This window comes from Streptomyces sp. NPDC059917, from assembly GCF_042730635.1.
Classification (GTDB): domain Bacteria; phylum Actinomycetota; class Actinomycetes; order Streptomycetales; family Streptomycetaceae; genus Streptomyces.
The window spans coordinates 172,827-184,717 of sequence record NZ_JBHWLC010000007.1 but is presented as its reverse complement, the minus strand read 5'-3'; the positions used below and the strand labels follow the sequence as shown (position 1 = coordinate 184,717).

The 11,891-nt window shown below is 73.8% G+C and carries 10 protein-coding genes; 5 read left to right on the top strand and 5 right to left on the bottom strand.

The features are described from left to right. The 3 genes from ACFWAR_RS06895 to ACFWAR_RS06885 form a co-directional block, all read left to right on the top strand. Window positions 1–1,363: molybdopterin molybdotransferase MoeA (locus tag ACFWAR_RS06895; RefSeq protein WP_385773832.1), on the top strand; the 1,363-nt coding region annotated here is incomplete at its 5' end. After that, window positions 1,351–2,451 carry a potassium channel family protein gene (locus ACFWAR_RS06890; RefSeq protein ID WP_385773830.1) on the top strand — a complete coding sequence of 367 codons (1,101 nt, stop codon included), beginning with the start codon at window positions 1,351–1,353 and terminating at the stop codon, window positions 2,449–2,451. The genes ACFWAR_RS06895 and ACFWAR_RS06890, both read left to right, overlap by 13 nt. A 10-nt stretch (window positions 2,452–2,461) precedes the next feature. Continuing rightward, window positions 2,462–3,445, top strand: a complete 984-nt coding sequence (locus ACFWAR_RS06885) for an NAD(P)H-quinone oxidoreductase (RefSeq protein WP_385773828.1) — start codon at window positions 2,462–2,464, stop codon at window positions 3,443–3,445. A gap of 46 nt (window positions 3,446–3,491) precedes the next feature. Here the strand turns inward: ACFWAR_RS06885 and ACFWAR_RS06880 are convergent, their stop codons facing one another. Genes ACFWAR_RS06880 through pdhA form a run of 3 tightly spaced genes read right to left on the bottom strand, consistent with a single transcriptional unit; the run spans window position 3,492 to window position 6,972 of the window. Beyond that, entirely contained in the window at window positions 3,492–4,817 is a 1,326-nt protein-coding gene (locus tag ACFWAR_RS06880; RefSeq protein WP_385773826.1) for a dihydrolipoamide acetyltransferase family protein, read from the bottom strand. Further along, window positions 4,817–5,839 (bottom strand): alpha-ketoacid dehydrogenase subunit beta, encoded by a 1,023-nt coding sequence (locus tag ACFWAR_RS06875; RefSeq protein ID WP_385773824.1) that lies wholly within the window; start codon window positions 5,837–5,839, stop codon window positions 4,817–4,819. Before ACFWAR_RS06875 ends, ACFWAR_RS06880 begins: the two co-directional genes overlap by 1 nt. Further along, window positions 5,836–6,972, bottom strand: a complete 1,137-nt coding sequence (gene pdhA / locus ACFWAR_RS06870; protein ID WP_385773822.1) for a pyruvate dehydrogenase (acetyl-transferring) E1 component subunit alpha — start codon at window positions 6,970–6,972, stop codon at window positions 5,836–5,838. The genes ACFWAR_RS06875 and pdhA overlap by 4 nt, the downstream gene beginning before the upstream one ends. A 178-nt stretch (window positions 6,973–7,150) precedes the next feature. On the opposite strand from pdhA, the gene ACFWAR_RS06865 reads away from it, so the two are divergent. Next, window positions 7,151–7,762 carry an Lrp/AsnC family transcriptional regulator gene (locus ACFWAR_RS06865; RefSeq protein WP_385773820.1) on the top strand — a complete coding sequence of 204 codons (612 nt, stop codon included), beginning with the start codon at window positions 7,151–7,153 and terminating at the stop codon, window positions 7,760–7,762. A gap of 97 nt (window positions 7,763–7,859) precedes the next feature. Here ACFWAR_RS06865 and ACFWAR_RS06860 read toward each other — a convergent pair whose 3' ends face one another. Continuing rightward, a complete protein-coding gene (locus ACFWAR_RS06860; RefSeq protein WP_385773818.1) occupies window positions 7,860–8,447 on the bottom strand; it encodes a TetR/AcrR family transcriptional regulator in 588 nt (195 codons plus the stop codon). Beyond that, the gene (locus ACFWAR_RS06855) at window positions 8,444–10,018 is read right to left on the bottom strand and encodes a 3-hydroxyacyl-CoA dehydrogenase (protein ID WP_385773816.1); all 1,575 of its coding nucleotides are present in this window, start codon (window positions 10,016–10,018) and stop codon (window positions 8,444–8,446) included. Before ACFWAR_RS06855 ends, ACFWAR_RS06860 begins: the two co-directional genes overlap by 4 nt. A 181-nt stretch (window positions 10,019–10,199) precedes the next feature. Here ACFWAR_RS06855 and paaN point away from each other — a divergent pair, with 181 nt between their 5' ends. Beyond that, the gene (gene paaN, locus ACFWAR_RS06850; protein ID WP_385773814.1) at window positions 10,200–11,882 is read left to right on the top strand and encodes a phenylacetic acid degradation protein PaaN; all 1,683 of its coding nucleotides are present in this window, start codon (window positions 10,200–10,202) and stop codon (window positions 11,880–11,882) included. Window positions 11,883–11,891 lie beyond the last annotated feature (9 nt).

Genomic DNA, 11,891 nt, shown 5'->3' with positions numbered 1-11,891 from the left:
GGACACCGGCGGCCCGGGCGCGGCGGCCGGTGACCCGGACACCGCCGCCGCGGAGCCGCCGCGCGGCAGCCTGGAGCAGCACCTCGACGAAGCGCTCGCCCTGGTCGGCCGCCCCCCGGCGGGCAACGCCGGCGGACACCGGGCCACGGCCTGGTCCCGGGCCGTGGACACCGCGACCCGGGCCGGTGCGCTCACCCCCGCCCGCACCCACCACGCCCCGCTCGCCGAGGCCCTCGGCGAGGTCCTCGTGACCCCGCTGGACGCCCTGACCGACCTGCCCTCCTTCGACACCTCGGCCATGGACGGCTGGGCCGTCGCCGGACCCGGCCCCTGGACGGTGCGCCACGGCGGCGGGGTCCTGGCCGGCTCCGACCGCCCGCTCCCCCTCGCCTGCGGCGAAGCCGTACGGATCGCCACCGGCGCCCGGATCCCGGCCGACACCAGCGCCGTGATCCGCAGCGAGCACGCCCACGCCGGGGGCGAGCCGGTCCGGCTGCACGCCGACCGGCCCGTGGTCACCGGCCAGGACATCCGGCCGCGCGCCCAGGAGTGCCGCTCCGGTGACCTGCTGCTGCCCGCCGGCGCCCTGGTCACCCCGGCCGTCCTGGGCCTGGCCGCCGCCGCCGGATACGACCGGCTGCACACCCGGCCGCGCCCCCGCGTCGAGATCCTGGTGCTCGGCGACGAGCTGCTCACCGAGGGCCGCCCGCACGACGGACTGATCCGGGACGCCCTGAGCCCCATGCTCGGCCCCTGGCTCACCCAGCTCGGCGCCCACGTCATCGCCACCCGCCGCCTCGGCGACGACCCCGAGGGGGCCGAGGCCCTCTACCGGGCGGTCACCGGCTCCCCCGCCGACCTGGTCATCACCACCGGCGGCACCGCCTCCGGCCCGGTCGACCACGTCCACCCCGTCCTGGCCAGGGCGGGCGCCGAACTGCTGGTGGACGGGGTCGCCGTACGCCCCGGCCACCCGATGCTGCTCGCCCGGCTCGCCGACCGCGCGCCCGACCAGAGCGCCGCCCGGCACCTGGTGGGCCTGCCCGGCAACCCGCTGGCCGCCGTCTCCGGCCTGCTCACCCTCGCCGAACCGCTGCTGCGCGCCCTCGCCGGGCGCCCGCCCCGGCACCGCTACACCGTGCCCGCGCGCGACGAGGTGCCCGGCCACCCGTACGACACCCGGCTCGTTCCGGTCCTGCTCACTTCCGACCACGCGGTGCCGCTGCACTACAACGGTCCGGCGATGCTGCGCGGCATCGCGGCCGCGGACGCGCTGGTCGTCGTACCGCCGGGCGGGGTGGGGGCCGGACAGGACGTCGAGGTCCTCGACCTGCCCTGGGCCACAGGGGGATGTTTCACGTGAAACTGCACGGCCAGGACGCGATGGCCCGCCAGGCGGACGAGAAGCTCGTCTCGCGCCGGATCAAGCTTCCCAAGCGCGAGGTCACCAAGCCGCTGCGGCAGGTCACGCGACGGCTGCTGATGGCCCTGTTCGTGCTCGCCCTCACGGTCCTCATCGTCTACATCGACCGCGACGGCTACCACGACAACGCCAACGGCAAGGTCGACTTCCTCGACTGCGTCTACTACGCGACCGTGACCCTCTCGACCACCGGCTACGGCGACATCGTCCCCTACAGCGACGGCGCGCGGCTGGTCAACGTCCTACTGATCACGCCCCTGCGCGTGGTGTTCCTGATCATCCTGGTCGGCACGACCCTGGAGGTCCTCACCGAACGGACCCGGGAGGAGTGGCGGCTGAACCGCTGGAGGAAGAACTTGCGCGAGCACACGGTCGTCGTCGGCTTCGGCACCAAGGGGCGCTCGGCCCTGCAGACGCTGCTGGCCACCGGCCTCTCCAAGGAGCAGGTGGTGATCGTCGACCCCAGCGCGAAGGTCATCGACATCGCCAACGCGGAGGGCTTCACGGGGGTGGTCGGGGACGCGACCCGCTCGGACGTCCTGCTGCGCGCCGAACTCCAAAAGGCGCGCCAGGTGGTCATCGCCACCCAGCGCGACGACACGGCGGTCCTGGTCACCCTGACGGCCCGCCAACTCAACCGCGGCGCGAAGATCGTGGCGGCGGTGCGCGAGGAGGAGAACGCGCCGTTGCTGCGCCAATCGGGCGCGGACGCCGTCATCACGAGCGCGAGCGCGGCCGGACGGCTGCTGGGCCTGTCCGTGCTCAGCCCCAGCGCGGGCACCGTGATGGAGGACCTGATCCAGCAGGGCAGCGGCCTCGACCTGATCGAACGACCCGTCAGGAAGGCCGAAGTCGGCATGCGGGTGCGGGAGACCGAGGACCTGGTGGTCACCGTGGTCCGCGGGCACCGGCTGCTCCCCTACGACGACCCGCACGCCAGCCCGCTCCAGGCGACGGACCGGGTGATCGCCATCGTCCGCGCGACACCGCCCACTTCGCCCCAGGTGACGCTGGGACCCGCCGAGTAGGCTCCGGCCCATGCATGCGATCACCATCCCGCAGCCCGGTGGCCCCGAGGCCCTGGTCTGGGCCGAAGTACCCGATCCGGTGGCGGCCGAGGGCGAGGTCCTCGTCGAGGTCACGGCCGGCGCCGTGAACCGGGCCGACGTGCTCCAGCGGCAGGGCTTCTACGATCCGCCGCCGGGCTCCTCCCGCTACCCCGGCCTCGAATGCTCCGGCCGGATCATCGCGCTGGGGCAGGGGGTGTCGGGCTGGTCGGTGGGGGACGAGGTGTGCGCGCTCCTCGCGGGCGGCGGCTACGCCGAGCGCGTGGCGGTCCCGGCGGGCCAGCTGCTGCCCGTCCCGGCGGGCGTGGACCTGGTGACGGCCGCCGCGCTGCCCGAGGTCGTGTGCACGGTGTGGTCCAACGTGTTCACGGGCCCGGGCAAGCACCTGCGGGCGGGCGAGACCCTGCTCGTGCACGGCGGTTCCAGCGGCATCGGCACCATGGCGATCCAGCTGGCGAAGGCGATCGGCGCCCGGGTCGCGGTGACGGCGGGCGGCCCGCAGAAGCTGGCCCGCTGCGCGGAGCTGGGCGCGGACGTCCTGATCGACTACCGCGAGCAGGACTTCGTGGCCGAGGTCCGCGCGGCGACCGATGGCGCCGGTGCCGACGTGATCCTCGACATCATCGGGGCGAAGTACCTGGCGCGGAACGTGGACGCGCTCGCGCGCGACGGCCGCCTCGCGGTCATCGGCCTCCAGGGCGGGGTCAAGGCCGAACTGAACCTGGGCGCACTGCTCTCGAAGCGGGCGAGCATCAGCGCGACCTCGCTGCGGGCCCGCCCGCGCGACGAGAAGGCGGCCATCGTCGCCGCCGTCCGTGAGCACGTCTGGCCCCTGATCGGGGACGGTCGGGTGCGTCCGGTGGTGCACGCCACCTATCCGATGAGCGGGGCCGCCGAGGCCCACCGGGTCATGGAGTCCAGCGCCCACGTGGGCAAACTCCTGCTGACCCGCTGAGCCCCGGACGGCGCCCGAACGGCTCCCGGCCCGCGGCCGGGAGCCGTCAGAGCCCGCGCAGCAGTACCGCCGGGGACTCCACGCAGTCGGCGACGTAGCGCAGGAAGCCGCCCGCCGTACCGCCGTCGCACACCCGGTGGTCGAAGGTGAGGGAGAGCTGCACGACCTTGCGCACGGCCAACTCGCCTCCGTGCACCCACGGCTTGTCGATGATCCGGCCCACACCGAGCATGGCCGCTTCCGGGTGGTTGATGATCGGCGTGGAGCCGTCCACCCCGAACACGCCGTAGTTGTTCAGCGTGAAGGTGCCGCCGGTGAGGTCCGAGGGGGCCAGCTTGCCCGCCCGGGCCAGTTCGGTCAGCCGGCCGAACTCGGCCGACAGCGCCTCCGCGCTCATCGCCTGCGCGTCCTTGACCACCGGGACCATCAGGCCGCGGTCGGTCTGGGCCGCGAAGCCCAGGTGCACCGAGGACAGCCGGACGATCTCGTTCGCCTCCAGGTCCACCCGGGAGTTCAGCTCCGGGTGGCGGGCGAGCGCCGCCGTGCAGATCCGGGCCAGCAGGGCCAGTACCGAGATCTTCGGTCCGCCCGCGGTGTTCATCGCGGCCCGGGCCGCCATCAGCTCGGTGGCGTCCGCGTCCACCCAGCAGGTGGCGTCGGGGATCTCCCGGCGGCTGCGCGAGAGCTTCTCCGCGACCGCCCCGCGTAGGCCCTTGAGCGGGATCCGCTCGCCCGCGGCCGAGAGCGGCGCACCGGTGGCCGGCGGCTGCGCGGCCGGCTCCGGAGCACGCAGCGCCGCCTCGACGTCCGCGCGCAGGATCAACCCCTCGGGGCCCGATCCGTTCAGGGCGCGCAGGTCGAGCCCGTTGTCCCGGGCCAGCTTGCGCACCAGCGGCGAGATCACCGCCACCGGCCCGACGGCCACGGGGGCCACGGGCACGGGAGCGACGGCCACCGCCGCGACGGGGGCGACCGGCGCGGGAGCCGTCGCCGACGGGCGGATCCGGCGCCGCCGGGCCGGGCGGGAGTGTTCCGTCCCGTAGCCCACCAGCACGTTCCCCGAACCCGAAGCCGACTCCGAGGAGGGCGCCTCGTCGGCGACCGGATGGTCCTGCGGCACGGTGCTGGAGCCGACCGCCACCGTGATCAGCGGGGCGCCCACGGGCAGCTCGGTGCCCTCCTCCCCGAACCGGGCGGTCACCACGCCCCCGTACGGGCAGGGCACCTCGACCATCGCCTTGGCCGTCTCGACCTCCACGACCGGCTGGTCCACGGCGACCACGTCGCCCACGGCCACCAGCCAGCGCACGATCTCCGCCTCGGTCAGTCCCTCACCGAGGTCGGGCAGCTTGAACTCCAGAACCTGGGGCATCAGTTCTCCCACTGAAGGCGGGCCACGGTGTCCAGGATCCGGTCCACGCCGGGCAGGTGGTGCTTCTCCAACATCGGCGGCGGATACGGGATGTCGAAGCCCGTCACCCGCAGCACCGGCGCCTCCAGGTGGTGGAAGCAGCGCTCCATGACCCGGGCCGCGATCTCCGCGCCGGGTCCGCCGAAGCCGTTCGCCTCGTGGACCACGACCGCGCGCCCGGTCCGGCGCACCGCCGCGACCACCGTCTCCTCGTCGAAGGGCACCAGCGAGCGCAGGTCCAGGACCTCCAGGTCCCAGCCCTCCTCGCGGGCTGCCTCGGCCGCCTCCAGGCAGACCGGCAGGGAGGGCCCGTAGGTGATCAGCGTGGCGCTCGTGCCCGCCCGGCGGACCATCGCCTTCCCGATGCCCGGGACCGCCGTGGGCGCCTCCGGCGACCAGTCGGCCTTCGACCAGTACAGCCGCTTGGGCTCGAGGAAGATCACCGGGTCGTCGCTGGCGATCGCCGCGCGCATCAGCCCGTAGGCGTCCTCCACGGTCGCCGGGGTCACCACGTGCAGCCCCGGGGTGGCCAGGTAGTACGCCTCGGAGGAGTCGCAGTGGTGCTCGACCCCGCCGATGCCGCCGCCGTAGGGCACCCGGATCGTGATCGGCATCGGCATCGCGCCGCGCGTGCGGTTGCGCATCTTGGCGACGTGCGAGATCAGCTGCTCGAACGCCGGGTACGCGAAGGCGTCGAACTGCATCTCGACCACCGGGCGCAGCCCGTACATCGCCATGCCCACCGCGGCGCCCAGGATCCCGGCCTCCGCGAGCGGGGTGTCCGTACAGCGGTCCTCGCCGAACTCCTTCACGAGGCCGTCCGTGATCCGGAAGACCCCGCCCAGCGCGCCGACGTCCTCGCCCATGACGTGCACGGTCGGGTCCTCGGCCATCGCGTCGCGCAGCGCACGGCCCAGGGCCTGCGCCATGGTCGCGGGCTTGGCCGCCGTCTTCGTCGCCGGCTTCGCCGCCACCGTGGTCATCCTTCGGCCCCCGCTTCCAGTTCGGCGCGCAGCATGGCGGCCTGCTCCCGCAGCCGATCGGTCTGCTCCGTGTAGACGTGCGCGAAGAGGTCCATCGGATCGAGGACCGGATCGGCGTTCATTCCCTCGCGCAGCGCCGCCGCCATCACCTCGGCCGCGTCCTTGGCCTGCTGGATGCCCTCGGCGTCCAGCAGGCCGCGGGCGGTCAGCTCGCGCTCCAGCAGCTGCACCGGGTCGTGCGCCTTCCAGGCCTCCACCTCGGCGTCGTCCCGGTAGCGGGTCGCGTCGTCGGCGTTGGTGTGGGCGTCGATCCGGTAGGTGACGGCCTCGATCAGGGTCGGACCGCCGCCCGCGCGGGCCCTGCCGACCGCCTCGGACAGCACCTCGTGCACCGCCGCGATGTCGTTGCCGTCGACCAGCCGGCCCGGCATCCCGTACCCCACGGCCTTGTGGGCCAGCGTCGGGGCCGCGGTCTGCTTGGCCAGCGGGACGGAGATCGCGAAGCCGTTGTTCTGGACGAGGAAGACCACCGGGGCCCGCCAGACGGCCGCGAAGTTCAGCGCCTCGTGGAAGTCGCCCTCGCTGGTGCCGCCGTCGCCGACCATCGCCAGCGCCACCACGTCGTCGCCGCGCAGCCGCGCCGCGTGCGCCAGGCCCACCGCGTGCGGCAGCTGGGTCGCGAGCGGGGTGCACAGCGGGGCTATCCGGTGCTCGCGCGGGTCGTAGCCGGTGTGCCAGTCGCCGCGCAGCAGCGTCAGCGCCTGTACGGGATCCAGCCCGCGGGCCACGGCCGCCAGGGTGTCGCGGTAGCTGGGGAAGAGCCAGTCCCGGTCCTCCAGGACCAGTGCCGCCGCGATCTCGCAGGCCTCCTGACCCACGGTGGACGGGTACACCGCGAGCCGGCCCTGCCGGGTCAGCGCGGTCGCCTGGGCGTTGTAGCGGCGTCCGCGCACCAGCTCGGCGTAGCACCGGCGCATCAGCTCGGGGTCGAGCTTCTCCGCCGCCGGGGTGCCCAGCACCCGGTACGGCTCGGGGTCCGGGAGCAGCGGGGCGGCATCCGTACGGGGCCTCCAGGCGGGCGGCGGGGTGGGACGGTGGGACGCACCGGCACCGGGCAGCTCTTGGACCGTCATGGCGGCGTACACCTCCTCGTGGGAAGCGGGCAGGGAGAGCCCCGGGTGTGAGGCGCCTCACCTACCGATTGTTCGGTTCGGCGCGCAATTTGGCTACAGGCACCTCCAGGCTGTGGACAAACGGGCGCCGGGGGCCTGGGATGGGGTCAGGACGTCCAGGAGAGGGAGGCATCGGGCAATGCCGGATGAACAAATGGCCGGAGCGGGTCCGCCGCCGGCCGCACCGGGGGGCCCCGTGCCGCCCGCGGCACAGCCCGCAGCGCAGCCCGCTCCGCCGCCCGCGGGGCCGCCGACGGCCCCTCCTCGCCCGCTGGACCCCATCGACCGTTCGATCCTGCGGTTGCTCCAATCGGACGGCCGCGCCTCGATACGGTCGGTGGCGGAGCAGGTCCACGTCTCGCGGGCGAACGCCTACGCGCGGATCAACCGGCTGATCGACGACGGGGTCATCCGGGGCTTCACGGCCCGCGTGGACCACGAGCGCGCAGGTCAGGGCGCTTCCGCCTACATCACGCTCAAGATCGTGCAGAACTCCTGGCGGACGGTCCGCGAGCAGCTGCGCGAGCTGCCGGGGGCCGTGCACATCGCCCTGGTCAGCGGGGACTTCGACGTGCTCCTGCTGGTCCACACGCCGGACAACCGCACGCTGCGGGAGCTGGTGCTGACCCGGCTCCAGGCCATCCCGGAGGTGCTCTCGACCCGCACCCTGCTGGTGTTCGAGGAAACGGATCTGCTGGCACCGGGCACGGGCCCGGCGCACGAGGGCCCGGCGCTCGCCCCGGAGGACTGAGCCCGGACCCGGAAGGCCGCGCGCACCGTGCCCGAACGGCCGTGCGCGCGTCCTCGGACGGCCGTGCGCACGGCCCCGGACGGCCCTGCGCGCGCTCTCAGACGGCCGTGCGCAGGCCGCCGAAGGCCATCCGCACGACCGCGTCCGCCAGCTGCTCGCGGTCCCCGCCGGAGTGCGGGCGGTACCACTCGACCAGCGAGTTCACCATGCCGAAGAGCAGCCGCGTGGCCAGCCGCGTATCGACGTCCGCGCGCAGGTCCCCGTCGGCCGCGGCGGCCTTCAACAGCTCCGCGACCTGGTGGTCGAACTCGCGGCGCCGCTCCAGCGCCCAGCGCTCGGTACGGGTGTTGCCGCGCACCCGCAGCAGCAGGGTGACGTAGGGCAGTTCGGCGACCAGCACCTCCACCGTGCGCCGCGTGACGTACTCGACCCGCTCCACGGCCCGGCCGCGCACCGCGCCCGGCTCCTCCAGGACGGCGAACAGCCCGTCCAGGGCCCGGCTGACGGCCCGGCGCAGCAGTTCCTCCTTGCCCGCGACGTGGTGGTAGATCGAGGACTTGGAGATGCCGGCGGCCTTGGAGAGGTGCTCCATCGAGGTGCCGTCGTAGCCGCGCTCGTTGAAGACCTGCACGGCGACCGTCAGCAGGGTCTCCGGGGTGTACGTGTCGCGCCTCGCGGTGGTCACGCCCCGTCCTCCGCACCGGCGTCGTCGGCGTCCGCACCGGCGCCGTCCCCGGCCGCCGCGTCCTCGGCGTCGGCCGCGTACCCGAGCCGGTAGAGGGCGAGCGAGGGCGCGTACCGGCCGCCGGGGCAGCGCTCGTCGAGGTGGTGCAGCAGGTCGTAGGCCCAGTCCTGGCCGAGCTCGGCGTGCCATTGCGAGGGCCCGAGCGGGTAGTTGACCCCGAGCCGCATCGCGGTGTCGATGTCCTCGGCGGTGGCCACGCCGCGCGCGACCGCGTCGGCCGTGAGGTCGATCAGCATCGCCACCGTGCGGGCGACGATCATGCCGGGCACGTCCCCGATGACGGAGACGTCCTTGCCCAGCTTCTGGAAGAGGCCGACGGCCTCGGCGAGGGTCTCCTCGGAGGTGTCCTCGCTGGCGGAGAGCGCGATCCGGGTGGCCCCGCGGTAGTCGAGGGCGAGGTCGAAGTAGACGACGTCGGCGAACTCGACCGAGGTCTTGCCGTCGGCGAGGACCAGCTGGCCCTCGCCGGGCAGCTGGATGTACGGGCCGCCGGTCTCGGTGACGTCGACCGCGATCCCGGCCTCCTCCATCAGGTCGACCAGCACCGCGGCGGGACCGAGGTCCCCGACGACGCTCACCGACGCCGGACCCGCCTGGGGCCCGGCGGTGTGCGGTCGCGCGGGCGCGTCCTGCGCGGCGGCGGCCTCGCCGTACGGGAACCAGCCGTGACCCGACTTGCGGCCGAGCCGGCCCGACTGGACGAGGCGGCGCTGGGCGAGGGAGGGCGTGAACTTCGGGCTGTGGAAGAAGGATTCCCACACGGAGCGGGTGACCGCCTCGTTGACGTCCTGCCCGATCAGGTCGGTCAGTTCGAAGGGGCCCATCTTGAAGCCGCCGCTCTCGCGCAGCACGGCGTCGATCGTGGCGGGGTCGGCGCCGCGCTCCTCGTACACCGCGAAGGCCTCGGCGTAGAAGGGGCGGGCGATCCGGTTGACGATGAAGCCGGGGGTGTCCGCGCAGCTCACCGGGGTCTTGCCCCAGCCCAGGACGGTCTCGTACGCGCGCCTCGCGACCGCCGGGTCGGTCGCGAAGCCGCTGACCACCTCCACCAGCGGGAGCAGCGGGGCCGGGTTGAAGAAGTGCAGGCCGAGGAAGCGGCCGGGGTGGGCCAGGCCCGCCGCGAGTTCGGTGACGGAGAGGGAGGAGGTGTTGGTCGCCAGCAGGGCGTCCGGAGCGACCACCTTTTCGAGCGCGGTGAAGAGCGCGCGCTTGACGCCCGCGTCCTCCACGACCGCCTCGATCACCAGCGCCGCGCCGGCGAGGTCCGCCGGCTCGTGGGCCGACTCGATCCGGCCGATCGCGGCGTCGGCCTCGGCTCGATCCAGCCGCCCCTTGGCGGTCAGCCGCTCGATCCGGTCCCGCACCGCGGCGCGGCCCGCACGGGCCGCCGCCTCGTCGATGTCGTAGATCAGCACCGGGTGACCTGCGAGAAGGGCGACCTGTGCGATGCCCTGGCCCATGGTGCCGGCGCCGACGACCGCCACAGTGCGGGAGCGCTCGATTGCTGTCATGACCCGATCCTCCCGCACCGACTTATCCACAGGTCCGTCGGGCCCTCTTGTCCCGACCGATCGTTCGGTTACTCTAACTCCAGTCTGCTCTTCCCCGCCCTTCCTTGCCCGATCCGCTCGCCGATCCGCACCAGCGGTCCGCAGTTCGATCCCGCCCGGCTCAACGAGGAGTTGGTCCCAGATGGCCGCCGCGCTCACCGTCCCCCAGCTGTCCGAGAAGCACCGGACCACGCTCGACCAGGCGCTGGAGGCCATCCGCAGCCGTGCCTACTGGTCCCCGCACCCCGAGCACCCCAAGGCCTACGGCGAGAACGCCGCGGCCGAGGGCCTCGCCGCCTTCGAGGCCGTCCGCGGCACCCGGTTCGACCTGGAGCAGCCCGGTACCGACGGCTGGGCGGGCGCCGAGGTGTCGCCGTTCGGACCGGAGCTCGGCGTCGAGTACCCGCACGTCGACCCCGACGTGCTGCTGCCGGCCATGAAGGCGGGCATGGGCGCCTGGCGCGACGCGGGCCCCGAGGCCCGCGCCCTCGTCTGCGTCGAGATCCTGGCGCGGATCAGCGCCCGTACGCACGAGTTCGCGCACGCGGTCATGCACACCAGCGGCCAGGCCTTCATGATGGCCTTCCAGGCGGGCGGCCCGCACGCACAGGACCGCGGCCTGGAGGCCGTGGCCTACGCGTACGAGGAGCAGACCCGGGTCCCGGGGCGGGCCGACTGGTCCAAGCCGCAGGGCAAGAAGGACCCGCTGGAGCTGGGCAAGACCTTCACCGCCGTGCCGCGCGGCGTCGCGCTGGTCATCGGCTGCAACACCTTCCCCACCTGGAACGGCTACCCGGGCCTGTTCGCCTCCCTGGCCACCGGCAACCCGGTGCTGGTCAAGCCCCACCCGCGGGCCGTGCTGCCGCTCGCGCTCACGGTGCGGGTGGCCCGCGAGGTCCTCGCCGAGGCCGGCTTCGACCCCAACCTCGTGGCGCTGGCCGTCGAGAACCCGGGCGAGGGCATCGCCAAGACCCTCGCGGTCCGCCCCGAGATCAAGCTGATCGACTACACCGGCTCCACCGCCTTCGGCGACTGGCTGGAGGCCAACGCCCGCCAGGCGCAGGTGTACACGGAGAAGGCCGGGGTCAACACGGTCGTCCTGGACTCCACCGACGACTACAAGGGGATGCTGGGCAACCTGGCCTTCTCGCTCTCCCTCTACAGCGGCCAGATGTGCACGACCCCGCAGAACCTGCTGATCCCGCGCGACGGCATCGCCACCGACGCGGGCCACAAGTCCTACGACGAGGTCGTGGCCGACCTGGCCCGCCAGGTCGAGGGGCTGCTGGGCGACGACGGCCGGGCCAACGCGCTGCTGGGCGCGCTGGTCAACCCGGACGTGAAGGCGCGGCTGGAGGCGGCGGCCGGGCTCGGCGAGGTCGCGCTGGCCTCGCGCGAGGTCGCCAACCCGGAGTTCCCGGACGCGGTGGTCCGTACGCCGGTGATGGTCAAGCTGGACGCGGGCAAGGCCGACCCGGAGGCGGCGTACCTCTCCGAGTGCTTCGGCCCGGTCTCCTTCGCGGTGGCGGTCGACTCGACCGCGGACGCGCTGGAGCTGCTGCGGCGCACGGTGCGGGAGAAGGGCGCCATGACGGTCGGCGCGTACACCTCCTCGGCCGACACCGAGCGCGCGATCGAGGAGGTCTGCCTGGAGGAGTCCGCGCAGCTCTCCTTGAACCTGACGGGCGGGGTCTTCGTCAACCAGACCGCCGCCTTCTCCGATTTCCACGGCTCGGGTGGCAATCCGGCCGCTAACGCCGCTCTGTGCGACGGGGCGTTCGTGGCCAACCGCTTCCGAGTGGTGGAGGTGCGCCGCCAGGCCTGAGCGGCTGCC